Source organism: Pseudomonas sp. 7-41 (genome assembly GCF_021233075.1).
GTDB classification, from domain to species: domain Bacteria; phylum Pseudomonadota; class Gammaproteobacteria; order Pseudomonadales; family Pseudomonadaceae; genus Aquipseudomonas; species Aquipseudomonas veronii.
In genome coordinates this window covers 2905776-2930399 of sequence record NZ_CP089551.1, presented here as the reverse complement: position 1 = coordinate 2930399, position 24624 = coordinate 2905776, and the positions used below count along the sequence as shown (strand labels likewise).

Genomic DNA, 24624 nt, shown 5'->3' with positions numbered 1-24624 from the left:
GAAAAAGCCCCCGGTCACCATCAGTGGCCGGGGGCTTGTTCGTTCAGGCCCGGTGTTACGCCATCGCGTCGGCGAAGCTGCGCACGAACGCCGCGTTGTCGATCAACCGATCGTGACTGGTCTCGATCAGCACCGAACGTTCAATCCGGGACTGGCCGGCGACCTCCAGCATGCTCGCCTCAATCAACCGATGATGCACACCCGTGCGGCTCAAGGTCGCCCACCAGCAACTGATCGGCGCCTTGATCGCCTTGAAATCGGCATCATGCAGGCGCTGCCCCAGCATGCGGTCGACCTCCCACGAGATTTGCGCCTCATGGCCGCTGAGCAACTCTTCCTTGAGTTCATGGAAGCGCTCACCCAGCACATCCCCGGCCCACTGGTTGAACCCGGCCCATTGCTCATCGTCGCCGTCAACCGTGGCCTGCTGGCCCGACCACTTGGCATGGATCTGCGCCGTGAACTCAGGGAACATCGCGCCTAACAATTCCACGCGCCGGTCATTGGCGGATATTTCGCGCTCATCGACCATCACCGCCGTGTCCCAGAAAGGCTTGACCCACTGGGGTGGCGATGCGTCGATCCAGCCCACGCATTCCACTTCCCGCCCAGCCTGCTCCAGGCCATGGGCAACTTCCATCGCCAGGTTGCCGCCCAGGGACCAGCCCGCCAGACGGAAGACCCCCTCCGGCTGCGCCGTCAACAATTGTGCGGTGTAGTCCTCGACCATCTCGTGCCAGGCCGGCACTTCACTGCCCTCCTCGGCCAACGCCCGGCAGATCACGCCCATTACCGGCCGCTGCTCGCGCAACGCCAGGGCAATGGCCTTGTAGCAATGCACCGAACCATAACTGGGGTGAAACAGGTACAACGGTGTGCCACGGGTCTGGCTGTTCAACCTGACGATCAACGAGTTGCCGGCCTGACCATTGACACAGGCGACCTGCCCCGCAACCGTCGGGTTGAGCATCAGCTGACTCACCGAAAGCTCCACGCCGGTAGCCTTGCGGATACGCTCCTTGAGCATCAACACCAGCAACGAGTGCCCGCCCAGCTCGAAGAAGTTGTCCTCCACCCCCACCTGTTCAAGGCCCAGGACCTCGCGCCAGGCGAGCACAACGGTGTGCTCCAGCGGGTTGCTCGGCGCAACGAAGTGCCGCTGATGCACGCTGGCGTCCGGTGCCGGCAGGGCCTTGCGGTCTAACTTGCCGTTGGGGCTCAAGGGCATGCGGTCCAGCACGACCCATTGCGCAGGCACCATGTAGTCGGGCAAATGCGCCAGCAAGTGATGACTCAGGGCATCACGCCAGGCGGCGGCCGGGTCGTGCAACACCAGGTAGCCCACCAGATGCTTGCCATCCTGCACTTGCACCGATGCTTCACGCACCTGCGGATGCTCCAGCAGGCGCGCCTCGATTTCGCCCAGCTCGATCCGCAAACCACGCAACTTGACCTGATGATCCAGGCGTCCCAGGTATTCAATCACGCCATCCATGCGCTGACGGACCCGGTCCCCGGTACGATACAACCGCGCGCCAGGCTGGAACGGGCACGGCACAAAGCGCTCGGCGGTCAGGCCGGAACGGCGATGGTAACTGCGCGCCAGCCCGACCCCGCCCAGGTACAACTCACCGGCAACACCCGCGGCAACCGGCTGCAACTGCGCATCCAGCACATGGGTGCGCAGGTTGGCGATCGGCTGGCCAATCGGCACGCTGTCGCGGTTTTCATCGACACACGTCCAATGGGTCACATCGATGGCCGCCTCGGTCGGGCCGTACAGGTTGAACAGCCCGGCCTTGGGCAGTTTGGCGAACACCTGTTGCTGGGCGTCCACCGGCAGGGCTTCGCCGCTGCAAATGATGCGTTGCAGGCCCTGGCAACTGCCGGCCTGCGAGTCCTGGAGGAACGCCTGCAACATCGAGGGCACGAAGTGCAAAGTGGTGACCTGGTGTCGATTGATCAACGTCACCAGGCGCGACGGCTCCCGATGATCACCCGGAGCCGCCATGACCAACCGTGCGCCGCTCATCAACGGCCAGAAGAACTCCCAGACCGACACGTCAAAACTGAACGGCGTCTTTTGCAGCACCGTATCACTGGCATCCAGTGCATACGCTTGCTGCATCCACAGCAATCGGTTGGTCAATGCACAGTGGCGGTTACCGGCGCCCTTCGGCTGCCCGGTGGAACCGGAGGTGTAGATGACATAAGCGAGGTTTTCGGCCTCGACGGCGACCTCGGGATTGAAGGTGGCAAACCCTGCCAGCCAGCTGTCACCCTGCTCCACCACCAGGCACTGTACGCAGTCACCGATGGGCAACGACGCTACCAGATGCGCCTGCGTCAACAGCAGTTGCACCCCACTGTCCTGCAGCATGTAGGCCAGGCGCTCGCGCGGGTATTCCGGGTCCAGCGGCACATAGGCGCCGCCAGCCTTGAGCACGGCCAGAAGCGCCACCACCATCTCCACCGAACGCTCCATCGCCACGCCCACCAGCAGGTCTGGCCCGACACCGGCCTGTATCAGGCGGTGCGCCAGGCGGTTGGCACGAGCATTCAGTTGGGCGTAAGTGAGCACTTCGCAATCAAACAGCAATGCCTGGGCATCCGGCGTGCGTTCGGCTTGCGCTTCGATCAACTGCTGCACGCTCTGCTGCAACGGGTAATCCTGCGCCGTGTCGTTCCACTGCTCGACCATCACCTGCTGCTCCAGACGCTCCAGCATCGGCAACTGGGTGACCCGCTGATTCGGATCGCCGAGCATGCCCTGCAACAGGTTCTGCCAATGGCGGGCCATGCGCTTGGGTGTCGCGGCGTCGAACAGATCAGTGGCGTAAGTCAGGGTCGCCCACAGCCCTTCGGCGGTCTCCTGGGTGTCCAGGCTCAAGTCGAACTGCGCGGTCTGCGTGCCCCACTCCAGCCCTTCAACCCTCAGGTCGGCAAGCTGCTGGCCGCTGTTGGCCAGGCGCGCTTCGCTCTGGTGATTGAACAACACCTGGAACAACGGGTTATGGCTCAGGCTGCGCTCGGGTTGCAGCGCCTCGACCAATTGCTCGAAGGGCAGGTCCTGATGGCTCTGGGCATCCAGGGCCCGCCGCTTGGCCTGCTGCAACAATTGGGTGACGGTCAGTTGAGCATCGATATCGGCCTTGAGCACCTGGGTATTGACGAAGAACCCCACCAGCCGCTCGGTTTCGACCCGGCTGCGGTTGGCGATCGGCACACCGACGCGAATATCCTGCTGGCCGCTGTAACGGTGCAACAGGGTCTGGAACGACGCCAGCAGTACCATGAACAACGTGACCCCCTCACGCTGCGCCAGGGCCTTGAGCCCCTTCACCAGCGCCGGGTCCAGGACGACATCCAGGCTCGCCCCGCGATAGCTCTGCACCGAAGGTCGCGGCCGCTCGGCGGGCAGTTCCAGCACTGGCTGTTCACCGCCCAGCAGCGTTTGCCAGTAAGCCAATTGACGCTCGCGCTCCCCGCCCGCCATCCAGTCGCGCTGCCACTGGGCATAGTCGGCGTATTGAATCGGCAGCGCCGGCAATTGCAGCTCCTGGCCTTGACTGTAGGCCGCGTACAGTTGCACCAGCTCGTCGACCATCACCTGCATCGACCAGCCATCGGAGACGATGTGATGCTGCACCAGCACCAGCACGTGTTCGTCGTCAGCCAGGCGCAGCAGGGTCACCCGCAGCAGCGGGCCTTGTTGCAGGTCAAACGGTCGCGCGATCTCGGCTTGCACCAGGCGCTGCACATCCGCTTCGTCGGCGTCGGCATGCAGGATCTCCACGGCACCCGCATCACGGATCATTTGCAGAGCGCGGCCTGCGTCCTGGTACACCTGGGTGCGCAGGCTTTCATGGCGCGCCACCAGCGTTTCGAAACTGCGTTGCAGCGCGGCCTGGTCCAGCCAGCCACGCAGGCGCAGGGTGCTGGGGATGTGGTACGCGGCGCTCTGGGGGTCCAGTTGCCAGAGGAACCACTGGCGCTCCTGGGCATAAGACAATGCCAACGGCTGCTGGCGACTGACGGGCAGAATCGCCGGCGCACTGTCCGTCTCGGCTGCCGAACGCTGCAGCGTCTCGACAAAACCCTGCAACCGCGGGTGTTCAAACAGGGTTCTGAGGGGAACTTCCCGGCCCAGCAACTGGCGCAGACGGGAGATGACCTGCATCGCCAGCAACGAGTGCCCCCCAGATTCAAAGAAGTGGTCGGCCAGGCCAACCCGTTCCAGGCCCAGGATTTCACCCCAGATCGCCGCCACGTCCTGCTCCAGCTCGCTCTGTGGCGCCACATACACCTGCTGCATCTGGCTCACATCAGGACGCGGCAGGCCCTTGCGATCGAGCTTGCCATTGGGGGTGAGCGGCATGCGCTCCAGGAACATCAGGTGCGAGGGCACCATGTAGTCCGGCAGGCGGGTTTTCAGGGCGCGGCGCAGGTTTTCACGGCAGGTGGACTGGGCCACCGCATCGTCCATCAGCACCGGATCCAGTGGCACCACATAGGCCACCAACTGCTTGCCGGTCGGGCCTTCCTGAGCCACCACCACGGTTTCGCCGACGTTGTCCTGCTCGCGCAGCCGCGCTTCGATCTCGCCCAGTTCGATACGGAAACCGCGGATCTTCACCTGGTGGTCGACACGACCGAGGTAATCCACCACGCCATCCGGGCGGCCACGGGTCAGGTCGCCGCTGCGGTACACGCGGCTGCCGGGTTTGCCGAACGGGTCGGGGACGAAGCGTTCGGCGGTGAGTGCCGGGCGTTCCAGATAACCGCGCGCCACGCCCTCGCCGCCCAGGTACAGCTCGCCAGCGACGCCGATGGGTTGCAGGTTGAGTTGGGCGTCGAGGATGTAGCCGCTGCGGTTGCCCAACAGCGTGCCGATCGGTGCATACACGGCGCCGCACGGATCGCCGCGACGTGCCTTCCACAGCAACGGCGTGACCACGGTTTCGGTCGGGCCGTAGCCGTTGAACAGGTAGGTCGGCTTTAGCGCACGCCAGGCCAGGTCATAGCTCGCTTGCGCCACCGCGTCACCGCCAAAGCAATACACGCGCACCTTCGGCGGATTACCGTCGCGCTCGGCATGCTCGGCCAACTGTTGCAGGTACACCGGTGGGAACACGGCCATGGTCACGTTGTGACGGTGCATTTGCGCGTAGGTGTATTCCGGCAGCCACAGGCTGTCATCGCGGATCAGCACGCTGGCGCCGTTGATCAGCGGGTGCATCCAGCCTTCGTGGGAGCCGTCGAAAGCGAAGGACATGAAGTGCAATTCGCAATCGGCCGGGCCGGTTTCGTAGCGTTCGCCGGTGGCGATGATATGCGCCACCAGCGGACCATGGGCCACCGCCACGCCCTTGGGCATGCCGGTGGAGCCGGAGGTGTAGATCACGTAGGCGAGGTTGTCGCCGTCGAGATCAACCGACGGCGCAGTGTCGCTGAAGCCGCTCCAGGTTTCGGTGCGGTCGATGGCGAGCGTATCCAGGCCTTCGGCAATCGGCAGTTGCCGCTGCACGGCGGTATGGGTCAACAGCAGCTTGGCGCGGCTGTCCTGCATCATGTACAGCAGGCGATCACGCGGGTATTCGACGTCCAGCGGCACATACACGCCGCCAGCTTTCAGCACCGCAAGGAACGCCACCATGATCTCGGCACTGCGCGGCATGGCAATCGCCACACGCACTTCCGGGCCGACACCCCGGGCGATCAACGCGTGGGCCAACTGGTTGGCCTGGCGGTCCAGCTCGCCGTAGGTCAGGGTTTGTGCGTCGAACTTGATCGCGATCGCCTGCGGGTTTTCCCGCGCACGCTCGGCGACCAATTCATGTACCAGGCGCTGGGCCGGGAAGCCGGCGTCGGATTGATTCCACAACTGCAGGATGTGCCGCTGTTCATCCTCATCCAACAGGTTCAACTGGCCGAGGGTCTGCTGCGGATCGGCGACCATCGCCTGCAACAGGTTCTGCCAATGCCGCGCCATACGTTGCACGGTCGAGGCTTCGAACAGGTCCTGGGCATACCCCAATGTGGCCCAGATACCTTCGGTGGATTCTTGAATATCCAGGTCCAGATCAAAATGCGCGGTCCGGCTTTCCCACTCCAGTCCTTCTACCCGCAGCGTCGGCAATTGGTGCTGGACCTGGGCCTGGCCGACGTCGGTCTGGTGGTTGAACATCACTTGGAACAACGGGTTGTGGCTCAGGCTGCGCTCGGGCTGCAAGGCCTCCACCAATTGTTCGAACGGCAAGTCCTGGTGGGCCTGCGCCTCCAGCGCCCGTTGCCGGGTCTGCTGCACCACCTGCGCGACGCTCATCTGCCCGTGAATGTCGGCCTTGAGTACCTGGGTGTTGACGAAAAAGCCGATCAGGCGCTCGGTTTCACTGCGGTTGCGGTTGGCGATCGGCACGCCGACGCGGATGTCTTCCTGGCCGCTGTAGCGGTGCAGCAAGGTCTGGAACGAAGCCAGCAACAGCATGAACAGGGTCACGCCCTGTTGCTGGGCCAGGGCCTTGAGGTCGTGGGCGAGCGCGGGCGCCAGTTCGATCGGCAGGCGTGCGCCACGGTGGCTTTGCACCGCCGGGCGCGGGTGGTCGAACGGCAGCTCCAGCACGCTCTGCTCACCGCCGAGCCGGTCGCGCCAGTAGCTCAGTTGGCGATCCTTCTCGCCCGCCTCCGTCCAACGGCGCTGCCACACGGCGTAATCGGCGTACTGGAGCGGCAGCGCCGGCAATACCAGGGTCTGACCCTGGCTGAACGCGGCGTAGTGCTGCACCAGTTCCTCGACCATCAGTTGCATCGACCAGCCATCGGAGACGATGTGATGCTGCACCAGCACCAGCACATGCTCATCGGCGGCCAGGCGCAGCAGGCAGACACGCAGCAACGGCCCTTGTTGCAGGTCGAAGGGCTGGGCGATCTCGGCTTCTACCCGGGCCTTCAGCGCAGCTTCATCGACATCGGCGCACGCGATGGGCAACGACACCTGCGGTTCAATCACTTGAACCGTGCGCTCGCGCTCCTGGCGCAGGGAGGTGCGCAGGCTTTCATGACGGGCCAGCAAGGCGTCGAAACTGCGCTGCAACGCCGCGCGGTCAAGCTGGCCTTTCAGGCGCAGCGCGCTGGGGATGTGGTACGCCGCACTGTGCGGCTCCAACTGCCAGAGAAACCACTGGCGCTCCTGGGCATACGACAGCGGCAACGGCTGGTCGCGCCCGGCCGGCAGCAGGGCCGGGGCTTTCGGGGCGGCGGGATCGGCGGTCGTCAAGGCAGCGACAAAGCCTGCCAGACGCGGCTGCTCGAACAGCGTCTTGAGCGGGACTTCCAGGTCCAGGGCCTGGCGAATGCGCGAGACCACTTGCATGGCCAGCAGGGAATGCCCGCCCAGTTCAAAGAAATGATGGGCCAGGCCGACACGCTCGACGCCAAGGATATCGGCCCAGATCGCCGCGATCTGTTGCTGCAGCGGCGTGACCGGTGCCAACCATGCCTGCTGTGCCGAGCCGCCGACGGGTGTCGGCAGGGCCTGGCGGTCGAGCTTGCCGTTGGGGTTCAAGGGCATGCGCTCGAGGAAGATCAGGTGCGCCGGCACCATGTAATCGGGCAGTTGCTCGCGCAAAGTGGCCTTGAGCTGTTCGGCGGCGCTCACCTGCTCCGGCTCGGACAATGGCTGCGTCGCCACCAGATAGGCCACCAACTGATTGTCGGCGGCCAGCACGAAAGCCTCACGGACGTCATCCTGGGCCAGCAGCAGCGCCTCGATTTCACCCAGCTCGATACGGAACCCACGGATCTTCACCTGGTGATCGACGCGGCCGACGTATTCGATCACCCCGTCGGCGCGATAACGCGCCACGTCGCCGGTGCGATAAAGACGCTCGCCCAGGCGGCCGAACGGGTCGGCGACAAAGCGCTCGGCGGTCAGGCCCGGGCGTTGCAGGTAAGCACGCGCCAAGCCGCTGGCACTGGCGATGTAGAGTTCGCCCACGGCGCCGACCGGCAACAGGTTGAGGTCGCCGTCCAGCACATACAACGCCCGCCCCGGCAACGCGCGGCCAATCGGGCTGGCGCTGCCGCCGACCGCCCCATCGTCGGCGCTGCAATCGAGCACGCTGGACACCACCGTGGCCTCGGTGGGCCCGTAGGTGTTGAGCAGCCGCACATGCCCCAGCCCGGCCCGGCGCCACATCGCCGGGCCGTCCAGGGGCATGGCTTCGCCGCCGATATGCACCTGGCGCAAGGCCCCGTAAGACCGTGGGCCCGCCGCCAGGCAATCGTGCAGGAACAGTTTCCAGTAAGCCGTCGGCAAGTCGGCCAGGGTGATGCCATGATCGATGATCTGCCGGTACAGGTCGGCGCCGTCCCACAACTGCGGGCCGCGCAACACCACGGTGGCGCCCAGGGTCAGCGCCGGGTACAGCTGCTCGACGAAGCCGTCGAAGTTCAAGGTGGCGAACTGCAGCACCCGATCCTGTGGGACCAGGCGCGAGTAGTCGGCCGCGATGTCGGCGAACTCACTCAGCGCCGCGTGGCTGATGGCAACGCCCTTGGGTTTGCCGGTGGAGCCCGAGGTGTAGATCACGTAGGCCAGGCTCTGCGGCTCGACGTCGAGCGCCGGGGCGTGTTCGGCATACGGCGCCAACGTCGCGTGGGCCAGGTCGATATCCAGGCAGGTCAACGACCCGGCCAACGGCAGGCGCTCACGCAGGTGAGACTGAGTCAACACCAGGCGCACGCCACTGTCCTCGAGCATATGCACCAGGCGCTCGCGCGGATACTCAGGGTCAAGCGGCACGTAGGCACCGCCCGCCTTGAGCACCGCCAACAGGCTGACCACCATGGCAAAGGAACGCTCGACGGCGATACCGACCAGGCCGTCCGGGCCGATCCCCTGGTCGATCAGGTAGTGCGCCAGACGATTGGCCTGGCGGTTCAGTTCGCCATAGCTGAGCGTCTGGTCATCCAGGGCCAGCGCCTGGCGTTCAGGATGCTGGCGGGCCTGGGCCTCGAACCGGTGGTGTACGGCTTGTGCGACGGCGACGCTGGCCGGCGCGTTCCAATCCTGGAGCATCGTCTGCTGCTGCGCACGGTCGAGCATCGGCAGCGCGCTAAGACGGCTGCGCGGCGCACTCACCAGCGCCTGGAGCAGGTTTTGCCAATGTTGCGCAAAGCGCTCGATGGTCGCCGCCTCGAACAGGTCGGTGGCGTAGGTCAGCGCGGCCCACAGGCCTTCAGCGGATTCATGGGTGTCCAGGCTCAGGTCGAAATGGGTGGTCTGGTTGTCCCAGTCCAGTTCCGTCACGCGCAGGCCGGGCAGGTGCTGGCCGTCACCGCTGGCCTGGGTGTCGGTCTGGTGGTTGAACATCACCTGGAACAACGGGTTGTGGCTCAGGCTGCGTTCGGGCTGCAACGCCACCACCAACTGTTCGAACGGCAGGTCCTGGTGCGCCTGGGCTTCCAGGGAACGATGCTTGGTCTGCTGCAACAGTTCGGCAAACGTCATCTGCCCGTCGAGATCGGCCTTGAGCACCTGGGTGTTGACGAAAAAGCCAATCAGCCGCTCGGTTTCGACGCGGTTGCGGTTGGCATTCGGTACGCCGATGCGAATATCCGCTTGGCCGCTGTAGCGAAACAGCAGGGTCTGGAACGACGCCAGCAGGAGCATGAACGGCGTCACGCCTTCTTGCTGCGCGAGGCGCTTGAGGCCCGCCACCAGGTCCGCCGGCAGCTGCACCTGCAGGCTCGCGCCGCGATGGCTTTGCTGCGCGGGGCGCGGGTGATCGAGGGGCAATTCCAGCACGGGTTGCTCACCGCCCAGCAGGTCCTGCCAGTACGCCAACTGGCGGGCCCTCTCCCCGGCCTCCATCCAGTTGCGTTGCCACAGCGCGTAGTCGGCGTACTGGATCGGCAGGCCCGGCAGGCTAAGGTCCTGGCCCTGACTGTAGGCGGCATACAACTGCACCAGTTCCTGGACCATCACTTGCATCGACCAGCCATCGGAAACGATGTGGTGCTGCACCATCACCAGCACATGCTCATCTTCCGCCAGTTGCAACAGGGTCACGCGCAACAGCGGCCCTTGTTGCAGATCGAACGGGCGGGCGACCTCGGCTTCGACCCGCGCCATCAGTTGCGCCTCGTGAACAACCTCCTGCCGGATCTCGACACGCGCCTCGGGCTCGATGGTTTGCAACAGTTGCTCACCGTCCTGGATCAGCCGGGTGCGCAGGCTTTCGTGGCGCGCCAGCAGGCTGTCGAAGCTGCGCTGCAACGCCGCCAGGTCCAGGCGCCCCTGCAAGCGCAATGCGCCGGGGATGTGGTAGGTGGCGCTGTCCGGGTCCAACTGCCACAGGAACCACTGGCGCTCCTGGGCATAGGACAGCGGCAGGCGTTGGCCATCCTCGCGGATCGAAGCAATCGGCAGTTGGGCGAAGCTCATGCCACGGCTTTGCAGGCGCTGATAAAACTGCTGGCGCTGTTCCAGCGGCAGGCGAAGAAAGCGCGAAACCAGATCGATATTAGGGTTGGAACGCATGGGTCAAATCGCCTCTAGTTCGCTCAAAAAGTCACGAAGGTCGTCGAAATCTTGCGTGCTGCCGGCGCGGAAGGTGGCAGCGGCCTGCACGTAGGCGCGCAGGGTTTCGGTCTGGAACACTTCCACCAGCGGCACTTCCAGGCCCAGTTCGGCCTGGACCCGCGAGGTGATCTGGATCGCCAGCAACGAGTGGCCGCCGACCTCGAAGAAGTTGTCGTTCAGGCCCACGTGCGGCAGGCGCAGCACCTCGGCCCAGATCGCGGCGATCTGCTGTTCCAGCTCGGTTTCGGGGGCGACGTAGGCCTGTTGCATCAGGCTCGCGTCCGGCTCGGGCAGGCCCTTGCGGTCGAGTTTGCCGTTGGGGGTCAGCGGCATTTGCGCCAGGAACATGAAGTGCGCGGGCACCATGTAATCCGGCAGGCGGGTTTTCAGGGCGCGGCGCAGGGTGTCGCGCCACTCGGTGTGGTTGGCCAGGCTGGCATCTGCCGGCACCACGTAGGCCACCAGTTGCTTGCCGGTCGGGCCTTCCTGAGCCACCACCACGGTTTCGCCAACGCTGTCCTGCTCGCGCAGCCGCGCTTCGATCTCGCCCAGCTCGATACGGAAACCGCGGATCTTCACCTGGTGGTCGACACGGCCGAGGTAATCCACCACGCCATCCGGGCGGCCACGGGTCAGGTCGCCGCTGCGGTACACGCGGCTGCCGGGTTTGCCGAACGGGTCGGGGACGAAGCGTTCGGCGGTGAGTGCCGGACGTTCCAGATAACCGCGCGCCACGCCCTCGCCGCCCAGGTACAGCTCGCCAGCGACGCCGATGGGTTGCAGGTTGAGTTGGGCGTCGAGGATGTAGCCGCTGCGGTTGCCCAACAGCGTGCCGATCGGTGCGTACACGGCGCCGCAGGGATCGCCCTTGCGTGCTTTCCACAGCAACGGCGTGACCACGGTTTCGGTCGGGCCGTAGCCGTTGAACAGATAAGTGGGTTTCAGCGCACGCCAGGCCAGGTCGTAGCTCGCTTGCGCCACCGCGTCACCGCCAAAGCAATACACGCGCACCTTCGGCGGATTACCGTCGCGCTCGGCATGCTCGGCCAACTGTTGCAGGTACACCGGCGGGAACACGGCCATGGTCACGTTGTGACGGTGCATTTGCGCGTAGGTGTATTCCGGCAGCCACAGGCTGTCATCGCGAATCAGCACGCTCGCGCCGTTGATCAGCGGGTGCATCCAGCCTTCGTGGGAGCCGTCGAAAGCGAAGGACATGAAGTGCAATTCGCAATCGGCCGGGCCGGTTTCGTAGCGTTCGCCGGTGGCGATGATATGCGCCACCAGCGGACCGTGGGCCACCGCCACGCCCTTGGGCATGCCGGTGGAGCCGGAGGTGTAGATCACGTAGGCGAGGTTGTCGCCGTCGAGATCAACCGACGGCGCAGTGTCGCTGAAGCCGCTCCAGGTTTCGGTGCGGTCGATGGCGAGCGTATCCAGGCCTTCGGCAATCGGCAGTTGCTGCTGCACGGCGGTATGGGTCAACAGCAGCTTGGCGCGGCTGTCCTGCATCATGTACAGCAGGCGATCACGCGGGTATTCGACGTCCAGCGGCACATACACGCCGCCAGCTTTCAGCACCGCAAGGAACGCCACCATGATCTCCGCACTGCGCGGCATGGCAATCGCCACGCGCACTTCCGGGCCAACACCCCGGGCGATCAACGCGTGGGCCAACTGGTTGGCCTGGCGGTCCAGCTCGCCGTAGGTCAGGGTTTGTGCGTCGAACTTGATCGCGACTGCCTGCGGGTTTTCCCGCGCACGCTCGGCGACCAACTCGTGTACCAGGCGCTGGGCCGGGAAGCCGGCATCGGATTGATTCCACAACTGCAGGATGTGCCGCTGTTCATCCTCATCCAGCAGGTTCAACTGGCCGAGGGTCTGCTGCGGATCGGCGACCATCGCCTGCAACAGGTTCTGCCAGTGGCCGGCCATGCGTGCGATGGTCGCCGGGGCGAACAGGTCAGTGGCGTAGCTCAGGGACGCACGCAACAGCGTCTGGCTTTCCTCGACGTCCAGCGCCAGGTCGAACTGGGCGACGCCTTCATCCCAACTCAGGACCTCGACGTCAAGCTCGGTGAGGCGCTGCCAATGGCTATCGACCGACGTCACGCGGTGGTTGAACAACACCTGGAACAGCGGGCTCAGGCTCAGGCTGCGCTCGGGCTGCAAGGCCTCCACCAACTGCTCGAACGGCAGGTCCTGATGGGCCTGGGCCTCAAGGGAGCGTTGACGCGTCTGGTGCAGCAAGTGCTCGACGCTCATCTGCCCGTGGATATCGGCCTTGAGCACCTGGGTGTTGACGAAGAAGCCGATCAACCCTTCGGTTTCCAGGCGATTGCGGTTGGCAATCGGCACGCCGACGCGCACGTCCTCCTGACCGCTGTAGCGGTGCAGCAAGGCCTGGTACGACGCCAGCAACACCATCGGCAACGTCACCCCGGTGCGCTGTGCCAGGCTGCGCAAACCGGCGAGCAACGGCGCCGCCAGCTCAATACCCAGGCGCGCGCCACGGTGGCTTTGCAGCGCTGGGCGCGGGTAGTCGACCGGCAATTCCAGCACCGGTTGCACACCGCCCAGTTGCTCACGCCAGTAAGCCAGTTGACGCGTGGTCTCACCGGCCTCCATCCATTGACGCTGCCACAGGGCGTAGTCGGCGTACTGGATCGGCAAGGCCGGCAGGTGCGGCGTGGTCCCCTGGCTGAACGCGGCGTAGAGCTGCACCAGTTCTTCGACCATCAGTTGCATCGACCAGCCATCCGAGACGATATGGTGCTGCACCAGCACCAGCACGTGGTCATCCTCAGCCAGACGCAGCAACGTGACCCGCAGCAACGGCCCGCGCAGCAGGTCGAACGGACGCGCGACCTCGGCAGCGACCTGCGCCTTGAGCCCGGCTTCGTCGCTGTCGGCCTGGTCGACGTCGATCAGGCCCGATTCTTCAATCACTTGCCGTGTGCCGCTGGCGTCCTGATGCAGATGGGTGCGCAGGCTTTCGTGGCGCGCCAGCAAGGTGTCGAAACTGCGTTGCAGCGCCGCCAGGTCCAGCGTGCCTTTCAGGCGCAGGGCGCTGGGGATGTGGTACGCGGCGCTGTGCGGGTCGAGTTGCCAGAGGAACCATTGGCGTTCCTGGGCATAGGACAGTGGCAACGGTTGGGTGCGGTCGGCCTTGAGCATCGCCGGCGCAACCACGCCCTCCTCGCCCAGCGCCGCGACGAAGTCACCCAGCGCCGGGTGTTCGAACAGGGTCTTGAGCGCCACTTCCAGCGCCAGCGCCTGGCGGACCCGCGACACCACGCGGGTGGCCAGCAGCGAATGCCCGCCCAGTTCGAAGAAGTGGTCGTCGAGGCCGACCTGAGGTACGCCCAGCACCTCGGCCCAGATCGCCGCCACCTGCTGTTGGCGCAGTGTGACGGGGGCGACATGGCCTTTGCGCAACAGGCTGGCGTCCACGCTGGGCAGAGCCTTGCGGTCGAGCTTGCCGTTGGGGGTCAAGGGCAAGCTGTCGAGGCACATCAGGTACGCCGGCACCATGTAGTCCGGCAAACGCTCGCGCAAGGCAGCTTGGTAGACCTGCGGCGTCTGTGGGGCGGAGGTCACCAGATAGGCGATCAAGCGGTCGTTGTCGGCCAGCACCACGGCTTCGCGCACGCCGGGGTGTTCGCGCAGGCAGGCTTCGATTTCGCCCAGTTCGATACGGAACCCGCGCACCTTGACCTGCTGGTCGACCCGGCCGATGTACTCCACCACGCCGTGGTCGCGGTAGCGCGCCAGGTCACCGGTACGGTACAGGCGTTCGCCCGGCGCGCCATAAGGGTTGGGCACGAAGCGTTCGGCGGTGAGCGCCGGCCGTGCGTGGTAACCCCGCGCCAGGCCGACACCGCCGATCAGCAGCTCACCGGCCGCGCCCAACGGGCATGGGCTGAGCCCGGCGTTGAGGATGAACAACGCGGTATTGGCAATCGGCCGCCCGACAAAAGGCTGCGGCGCCAACAGGCGATGGGCCGCCGACCAGATGGTGGTTTCCGTGGGGCCATACAGGTTCCACACCGGGCCTTGCAGATCGAGCAGACGCTGGGCCAGGTCGGCCGGCAGCGCTTCGCCGCCGCACAGTGCCTTGATGCCACGCAGCCGCTCGGCACGCGGGCTGTCCAGCAGCATGCGCCAGGTTGACGGCGTGGCTTGCAGCACGTTGGCGCGCTGGTGGTGCGCCAGGTCGATAATCGCCTCCGGGTCGAGGGCCAGGGCCTGCTCGCTCAGCAACACCGTGGCGCCAACCGTCAGCGGCACGTACAGCTCCAGGGCGAAGATGTCGAACGAGAACGTGGTCAGCGACAGCACCCGCGCCTCCCGGCCGATGTCCAGGCTGGTGGCCATGCCGCTGGTGAAGCTGCACAGCCCGCGGTGGCGCACCATCACGCCCTTGGGCTGGCCGGTGGAGCCGGAGGTGTAGATCACGTAGGCCAGGTGTTCCGGGCTGACGTCCACTTGCGGGTTGTGTTCGCCAGCGTCGCTGTCATCGACCAGCAGCACGTGCAGGCCTTGCGGTTGCGCCAGTCGGCCGATCAGCGCTGGCTGGGTCAGCAGCACCCGGGCACGGCTGTCTTCGAGCATGAACGCCAGGCGCTCCGCCGGGAACTGCGGGTCGAGCGGCACATAGGCGCCACCGGCCTTGAGGGTCGCCAGCAGGCCGACCGCCATGTCCAGGGAACGCTCCACATGCACCGCCACCAGCACGTCCGGGCCGACACCCGCCGCGATCAGGCGATGGGCCAGGCGATTGGCGCGGCGGTTGAGTTCGGCATAACTCAAGGCGTCGTCGTTGAATTGCACAGCGATGGCGTCGGGCTGGGCCAGGGCCTGCGCTTCGAACAGCTGATGCACACAGCGCTCGCGGGGGTAATCAAAGGCCGTGTGGTTCCACGCTTCGAGCATCTGCCGCCACTGCGCCGCGCTGAGCAGCGCCAGCTCGTCCAGGGGTTGGGAGGCATCGCGCACCACGGCGCGCAGCAGGTTCTGCCAATGCTCGGCCAGGCGCTCGATGGTCGCCGGTTCGAACAGGTCGGTGGCGTAGGTCAACGCAGCCCAGAGGCCATCGGCCGACTCCTCGGTTTCCAGGTTGAGGTCGAACTGGGTGCTGTGGCCGGTCCAATCCACCGGTTGCAGGTCCAGGCCAGGCAACTGCAGCGGGCCGGCGCGCAGGTTGTCCTGATGATTGAACATCACTTGGAACAACGGGTTATGGCTGAGGCTGCGTTCCGGTTGCAGCGCTTCCACCAGTTGTTCGAAGGGCAAGTCCTGATGGGCCTGGGCCTCCACCGCACGTTGCTTGACCTGGGCCAGCAAGCGGTCGAAGCCCATCTGCCCATGCAACTCGGCCTGCAGTACCTGGGTGTTGACGAAGAAGCCGATCAGCCGCTCGGTTTCCAGGCGATTGCGGTTGGCGATCGGCACCCCGACACGGATCGCGGACTGGCCGCTGTAGCGAAACAGCAAGGTCTGGAACGCGGCGAGCAGCAGCATGAACAGGGTCACGTCCTGACGCTGGGCGAGGGCCTTGAGTTCGGCGACCAGCGCGGCGTCCAGATGCAGTTGTCGGCGCGCGCCGCGATGGCTTTGCAGCGCCGGACGCGGGTGGTCCAGGGGCAGCTCCAGCAGCGGATGTTCGCTGCCCAGGCGGGCGCACCAATAATCGAGTTGGCGCTGTTTCTCCCCGGCGGCCATCCACTCGCGTTGCCACTGGGCATAGTCGGCATAGTGCAGCGGCAATGCCGGCAACGGCGCCTGGCCCTGATACAGGGCCAGCAGTTCGTCGACCATCACCTGCATCGACCCACCATCGGAGATGATGTGGTGCTGGGTGATTACCAGCACGTGGTGCTCCGCTTCGACGTGCAGCAACGTGACGCGCATCAGCGGGCCGTTGACCAGGTCGAACGGGCGCTGGATCTCCTGCGCCACCGTCGCTTCGATCGCGGCTGCGGCGATGTGCTGATGCGCCAGTGCAATCGCCAGGTGGGGGTGGATCACCTGCCAGGTCTGCTCGCCCTCCTCCACGAAGGTGGTGCGCAGCGGTTCATGGCGCTGCACCAGGGCGTGGAAAGCGTGTTCCAGCGCAGCGATATCCAACGGGCCGCGCAGGTGCAGTGCGGCGGGGACGTGATAGGCGGCGCTGGTCGGGTCCAGTTGCCAGAGGAACCATTGGCGCTCCTGGGCGAACGACAACGCCAGCGGCCGGTCACGCTCGGCCGCCTGCAGCGTCGGTGCCGTGTCGCCCTGCACGCCGGCGCACGCGGCCGCGAAGGCCTCCAGCGTCGGCTGCTCGAACAGCGCGCGCAACGGCACTTCCAGCTTGAGGTCATGGCGCACGCGGGAGATCACCTGGGTGGCCAGCAACGAATGGCCGCCGCGCTCGAAGAAATGGTCATCGAGCCCCACGCGCTCGACCTGCAACACCGCTTGCCAGATCGCTGCCAACCGGATCGCCAGCGGGCTGTGCGGGGCGCGGTGGGCCTGTCGGGGCTGGTTCAGGTCCGGTGCCGGCAGTGCGCGGCGGTCCAGCTTGCCGTTGTTGTTCAACGGCAAGGCATCGAGCACCACCCACTGCACCGGCACCATGTAGTCGGGCAACACACGGTGCAAGGTCGCCGCCAGCGCCTGGGTGTCCAGGCGCTGGCCCTGGGTCGGCACCACGTAGGCCACCAATTGCGCACCCACAGCGCCCGGCTGCGCGATGACTGCCGCCTCACGCACCTGCGGCAAGCCTTGCAGGCTGGCCTCGATTTCGCCGATTTCGATACGGAAACCGCGAATCTTCACCTGATGATCGATGCGCCCGACGTACTCCAACGCACCGGCCTGGTTGTAACGGGCCAGGTCGCCACTGCGGTAGAGCCGCGCCCCCGGCACGGCGGAAAACGGGTCCGGCAGGAAGCGCTCGGCCGTCAGCGCCGGGCGGTCGAAATAACGCTGGGCCAGGCCGTACTCGGCACCGATGCACAGCTCGCCGACGCCCTCGGTGGCCAGCAGCTCGAACGCACTGTCGAGCACATACAGCGAACGGCCTTCGATGGCCTGGCCGATGGGCACGCCGAACGCGTCACTGGCATCCAGCAACTGGCAGTCATGCACGCTGGACACCACCGTGGCCTCGGTCGGCCCATAGGTGTTGACCAGCCGCACGTGGCCCAGGCCGGCGGCGTGCCAGGCGCGCAGGCCTTCCACCGACATGGCTTCGCCGCCCACATGCACCTGGCGCAGATTGCCCAGGGCGCGGTGTTCGACCGCACATTCCTTGGCCAGCAGGTACCAGTACGCCGCCGGCAAGTCAGCGAGGGTCACGCCCTGCTCGACGATTTCCCGCGCCAGTTGCCCGGCGTCCCACAGTTCATCGCCACGCATGATCAACGCAGCGCCTATACACAGCGGCGGGTAGCACTGCTCGACAAAGCCGTCGAAGCTGAACGTGGCGAACTGCAGTACACGGTCCGCTGCACACAGCCGGCTGTAGACCGCGGCGCTGTCGCAGAACTGGCCGAGGGCGGCGTGATCGATGGCCACGCCCTTGGGTTGGCCGGTGGAGCCGGAGGTGTAGATCACGTAGGCCAGGTCGGCGGCGCCCACGTGGCTGGGCGGATTGGCGCGCGGGTAAGCGGCCAACTCAGCGCCGGATGCGCTGAAGTCCACACGGATCAGACCTTGCGGCAGCGGCAGGTCGGCGAGCAGCCCGGTTTCGCTGAGCAGCAGGTCCACACGACTGTCCGCCAGCATGTAGGCCAGGCGTTCGTTGGGGTATTTCGGGTCCAGCGGCACATAGGCGGCGCCGCTTTTAAGTACCGCCAGCAGACTGACGATCAACTGCGGGCCACGTCGGCAGGCCAGGCCCACGCGCTGCCCAGGCCCCACGCCCAGCGCCAGCAGGCGATGGGCCAGGCGGTTGGCGTGGTCGTTGAGCTGGGCATAGCTCAAGCGCGCTTCGCCGGCCTGCACCGCCAGCGCATCCGGGGTGGCGGCGGCCTGGGCGGCAATGCGTTGATGCACGTGCAGCTCACGTAGGGCCGCGCCGGGTGCCCGGCCCAGGGCGAGCATGTCGCGCTGCGTGGTGGGGTCGAGCAGGCGCAAGTTGCCGAGCGGCGCCTGCGCATCGACGAGCAGTTGCACCAGCAGGTGCTGCAGGTTGGCGCTCAATCGCGCGACCTGATCGGCACTGAAACGCGCGCGGTCGTAGCTCCATTCCAGGCGCAGGCTGGCCCCCAGCTCAATCCCCAGGGTCAGCGGGTAGTGGGTGCGTTCATGGTTGTGCAGGCGGCCAAAGGTCAGGCCTGCGGGCGCGCCCTGTTTCAGGGCTTCGGCCACCGGGAAGTTTTCGAACACCAGCAAGGTGTCGAACAACGCGCCCTGCTGGCCCGCCCAGCCCTGGATGTCGTAGAGCGGCACATGTTCGTGATCGCGCAGGCTCAGGTTCAGCGCTTGCAGCTCGCTGAGCCAGCACGCGGCCGATTGGGCCGGCGCGGCCAGGCTGACGAGCGGCAAGGTGTTGATAAACAGGCCCAGTTGCTGCTCGATCCCCGGCAGCGGCGCCGAACGCCCGGCGACGGTGGCACCGAACGCCACGCAATCCTGGCCGGTGTAGCGCTGCAGCAACAGGCTCCACGCCCCTTGCAGCAAGGTGTTGAGAGTGATTTTCTGGCGGCGGGCAAACTCGCCGAGCGCTTGGGTGAAGTCGCTGTCGAGCACCACCTGATGGTCAGCCATCCCTGTGGCGTGGGCCGGCACGCGCAGCGCCTCCGCCAGCAAGGTGGGCGCTTGCAACGGCGCCAGCGTGGCTTTCCAGAAGGCTTCGCCCGACCCTTGTTGTTGCAGCCAACCCAGGTAGTCGCGGAACTGTCCCAGCGGTGCCGGCACGGTATGGCCGGCATAGTGGGCGATGACTTCGCCCAGCAACTGGGCGTTGCTCCAGCCATCCATCAGGATGTGGTGGCTGGTGAAAATCAACTGCCAGGTCGCGCCGGCACCGCGTACCAGCAACAGGCGAAACAGCGGCGCCGCGTCGAGCGCGAAGCCCTTGTCGCGCTCGGCTGCGGCGAGAGCCTCGACGTCGGCATCGGGGTCTTCGATGACTTGCAACGGCAAGTCGACCTGCCGCTGGATCAACTGATGGGCACTGTCCAGGCCCAGCCAGTGGAAGCTGCTGCGCAGGATATCATGCCGCTCCAGCGCGGCCTGCCAGGCGCGACCGAACGCCAAAAGATCGAGGCCGCCGATGTCCAGGCGCAACTGGTTGATATAGGCCTGGGCCTCGGGCTCGTACAGGCTGTGGAACAGCATGCCCTGCTGCATCGGCGACAGCGGGTAGAGATCGGCAATGGCCGGTCCCGCGACGGGCAGTCCATCCAACTGGCGCTGGGTCAGACGCGCCAACGGGAAGTCCGACGGGGTGACCTGCCCTGCCGGCGTGGCACAACAATGCACGATCAGGGCCTTGAGTTCCGCCGTATAGTCATCCGCCAGGCGCTGGATTGTCGACACCTCGAACATCTCACGGCTGAAGCCCCACTGCAGGGTCAATTCCCCACCGTACACCTGGCCTTCCAGCGTCAACCAGTTGGCCAGCGGCGCTTCGGGGTCCTGGGCCTGACCGCTGCCCCCGGTGGCCGGCACGAACAGCGCCGATTGGTTGAACTGGCGATCGAATTGGCCCAGGTAGTTGAAGGTGATGCGCGGCGCGGCAAGGCTTGATAGGGCTTCGCGGGCGTCCGGTGTGCCGAGGTAACGCAACAGGCCGTAGCCGATGCCTTTATCGGGCACGCCCCGCAGTTGCTCCTTGACCGACTTGATCGCATCCGCCAACCCGCCCTCGGCCTGCAGGCGCAGCGGGAACAGGCTGGTGAACCAACCGACGGTACGGCTCAGGTCGACATTGTCGAACAGGTCTTCACGGCCATGGCCTTCCAGCTGGATCAGCGCAGCCGTCTGGCCGCTCCACCGGCAGATCACCCGCACCAATGCGCTCAGCAGCAGGTCGTTGACCTGGGTGCGATAGGCGGCCGGGGCGTCTTGCAGCAGTTGACGGGTGTGTTCGGCGTCAAGGCGGATTTCCAGCTTGGCGCCCAGGCGATTTTGCAGGCCGCCTTGCGGGTTGTCGCAAGGCAAATCGGCGTCGGCCGTCTGCGCCTGCCAGTACGCCAGTTGCGCGTTGAGGGTCTGTGCATGGGCCTGCAACTGCCGGGCCCACACTTGGTAGGCGCAGGTCTTGGCCGGCAGCGGCGCAGCGCCGTAGGCCTGTTGCAGGTCTTCGAGCAGGATGCGCCAGGACACGCCGTCCACCACCAGGTGATGGACCACCAGCAACAGGCGCTGGGTGCCGTCGGCCATGCTCACCAGAACGGCGCGCAGCAGCGGGCCTTGTTCAAGATCGAGGCTGCGCTGGGCCGCCTCGCAGAGTGCGGCCAGTTCTGTGTCGTCGCTGGCGTGGGATTGCCACAATCCGGGCGCGGCGATCGGCGCGGCATGGGTTTGCTGCCAGCCTTCGGCCTGCTCGACAAAACGCAGGCGCAAAGCGTCGTGATGATTGATCACCTGGGTCAAGGCCGCGTCGAGACGCGCAGGCTCCAGGGCTTCACGCGGGATCAACAGCAACGACTGGTTCCAATGTTCGCGCACCGGGATGGCCTGGGCGAAGAAGCTCTGCTGCACCGGAGTCAGCATCACCTCACCGCTGACCGGGCCCTGGTCGATGCTCGCGGCCTGCTCGAAGGTCGCCACCAACGCCAGGCTGCGCACGCTCTGGTACTGGAACAGGTCGCGCGGGCTGAGGCGAATGCCTGCCTGGCGCGCGCGGCTGACCACTTGGATGGAGATGATCGAATCGCCGCCCAGCTCGAAAAAATTGTCGTCCAGGCCGACCTGCGGGATGCCGAGCACATCGCCCCAGATTGCGGCCAGCGCCTGCTGCACGGGGCTTTGCGGGGCGCTATAGGCCTGCTGCGCGGCGGCGTCCGGCACTGGCAGCGCTTTGCGATCCAGCTTGCCATTGGCGGTCACCGGCAATTGATCCAGGTGCAGCATATGGGTCGGCACCATGTACTCCGGCAGGCTGCCGAGCAGCCACGCCTTGAGGTCGGTGGGCGCTTCGCCTTCCAACACCAGGTAGGCCACCAAGTGCTTGCCGCCCTGCACCAGCACCACCGCCTCACGCACGCCGGGATGCTGCAGCAGGCGCGTCTCGATTTCGCCCAGTTCGATGCGCAGACCGCGCAGTTTGACCTGATGATCGAGACGGCCGAGGTACTCGATCACGCCGTCGGCCCGCTGGCGCACGCGGTCGCCAGTGCGGTACACACGTGCGCCGTCAGCGAACGGGCTGGGCACGAAACGCTCGGCGGTCAGGGCCGCACGCCGGTGGTAACTGCGCGCCAGGCCGCTGCCGCCCAGGTAGAGCTCGCCGGACACGCCGGCCGGCACCGGGTTGAGCTGGGCGTCGAGCACGTAGGTGTAGAGGTTGGCGATCGGACGGCCGATGGGCACGCTGTCGGCGCCTTCATCGACACAGCTCCAGTGGGTTACGTCGATGGCCGCTTCGGTCGGGCCATAGAGGTTGAACAGAGCGGCCTGTGGCAGTTTGGCGAACACTTGGCTCTGCGCATCCAACGGCAAGGCTTCGCCGCTGCAGACGATGCGCTTGAGGCCGGTGCAAGCCTGCACGCCCGGCTCATGGATAAACGCCTGGAGCATCGACGGCACGAAATGCACGGTGGTGATCGCGTGTCGGCCGATGGTCGCAATCAGGCGCGCCGGCTCGCGGTGTTCGCCAGGGGCCGCGACCACCAGGCGCGCGCCAGTCATCAACGGCCAGAAGAACTCCCACACCGACACGTCGAAGCTGAACGGGGTTTTCTGCAGCACCGCATCGCTGGCCTCCAGCGTGTAGGCCTGTTGCATCCAGCACAGGCGGTTGACCAGCGCGCGATGGCTGTTGCCGGCGCCCTTGGGTTGGCCGGTGGAGCCGGAGGTGTAGATCACATACGCGAGGTTCAGCCCGTGAATCGCCACGGCGGGGGCTTCGCAGCTGTAGCCGTCGAGCCACAGCGCGGGCGCGTCCAGGGCAATCACCTGGACAGCCGCGACCGGCAGCGACGGCAGCAGGCTTTGCTGGCTGAGCAGCAGCTGGATGCCGCTGTCTTCGATCATGTAGGCCAGGCGTTCCGGGGGATATTCGGGGTCGAGCGGGACATAGGCAGCGCCGGCTTTGAGAATCCCCAGCAGGCCGACCACCATTTCGATGGAGCGCTCGATGCAAAGACCCACCAAGGCATCGGGGCCAACCCCCTGCTCGCGCAAGGCATGGGCCAACTGGTTGGCGCGGGCGTCGAGCTGGGCGTAGGTCAGCGTGGTCGCACCGAACACCAGCGCCGGCGCATCCGGCGTGGCGCGCACCTGGTCTTCGATCAACTGATGAATGCCGCGCTCGCTCGGATAGGCCTGCGCGGTCTGGTTCCAGGCGCTCACCAGGACCTGCTGCTCATCGGCGGCGAGCATCGGCAACTCACCGACGCGCTGCTCGCCATCGGCGACCATGGCCTGCAACAGGCTGATCCAGTGCCGCGCCATGCGTGCGATGGATGGCGCGTCGAACAGGTCGTTGGCGTAGGTCAGCGCGGCATGCAGGGTGCCGGACTGTTCGTAGGTGTCGAGGGTCAGGTCGAACTGGGTGGTGCGGCCCTGCCACTCCACCGCGGCCAGCTCCAGGCCGGAGGCCGTGCGGATCAAGGCGATGTCGGCCACCACCGGCTGGTGGTTGTACATCACCTGGAACAACGGCGTATGGCTCAGGCTGCGCTCGACGTTCAGCGCTTCCACCAGGCGTTCGAAGGGCAAGTCCTGATGGGCCTGGGCGCCCAGGGCATGCTCCTTGATGGCATGCAGCAGCTCGCTGACGCGGGTTTGCCCGGTCAGTTCGGTGCGCAGCACTTGGGTGTTGACGAAGAAACCGATCAGCCCTTCGACTTCGGTCCGGTTGCGGTTGGCGATCGGCACGCCGACGCGGATGTCGCCCTGGCCGGTGTAGCGATGCAGCAGCACATTGAACGCTCCGAGCAGCAGCATGAACAGCGTGACGTTGTGTGTTTGCGCGCAGCTGCGCAGTTGCGCGGCCAGATCCGGATCGATCGCGAAGGTGTGGCGCGTGCCCCTGTAGCTGGGCATGGCCGGGCGTGGGCGGTCGCTGGGCAATTCCAGAACCGGATGCTCATCACCCAGCCGCGCTTGCCAGTATTCCAGCTGACGCGCCTGCTCCCCTGCTTCCAGCCAGCGGCGTTGCCACAGGGCATAGTCGCTGTACTGGATCGGCAGCGCCGGCAGTTGCGGCGCCTCGTTGCGCTCATGCGCGTCGTAGAAACGGATGAACTCGTCGATCAAGACGTTCATCGACCAGCCATCGGAGACGATGTGGTGCAGGGTCAGCAGCAGCACGTGTTCCTGCTCGTCGAGTTTCAACAGCTGCACGCGCAGCAGCGGACCGTGCTCCAGATCGAACGGCAGCAGCGACTGGCGGGTGGCCGCGGCGTTGACGGCCTGCTCGCGCTCGGCGGGGGCCAGGTCGCTGAGGTCGTGCTGCTCGATCGCCAGCGCCGGCTGTGCCGCCACCTGCGCCAGACGCTCGTCGGCCTGGCGCTGGAACACCGTGCGCAGGGTTTCATGACGCTCGACCAGGCTGGCGAACGCCTGCTGCATCGCGCCAAGGTTCAGCGCGCCCTTGAGCCGCACGGCGCCCGGCAGGTTGTAGGCGCCGCTGGCCGGGTCCAACTGCCAGAGAAACCACATGCGTTGCTGTGCGTAGGACAGCGCATCGCGGTCCTCCACATCCACCCCGGCAGGAATCGGAAACCGCGAAAAATCCACCCCTTCCTTCTGCAACGCCTGGAGGAACAGCTGGCGTTTTTCCAGGGGCAACCCGATAAACCGGCGAGCAAGTTTCAAGGAGTCTTCAGCATTCATTTCTTGGAGTCCGGAGCAATAGGCGGGAAGCACAAAGGCACGTC

The 24624-nt window shown here is 65.9% G+C and carries 2 protein-coding genes; both read right to left on the bottom strand.

What is annotated here, in order from left to right; all coding sequences use genetic code 11:
- Nucleotides 1–55: 55 nt before the first annotated feature.
- Nucleotides 56–10543 (bottom strand): non-ribosomal peptide synthetase, encoded by a 10488-nt coding sequence (locus tag LQ249_RS13210; RefSeq protein WP_232566527.1) that lies wholly within the window; start codon nucleotides 10541–10543, stop codon nucleotides 56–58.
- Between the two features lie 3 nt (nucleotides 10544–10546).
- Entirely contained in the window at nucleotides 10547–24580 is a 14034-nt protein-coding gene (locus LQ249_RS13205) for a non-ribosomal peptide synthase/polyketide synthase (RefSeq protein WP_232566526.1), read from the bottom strand.
- Nucleotides 24581–24624 lie beyond the last annotated feature (44 nt).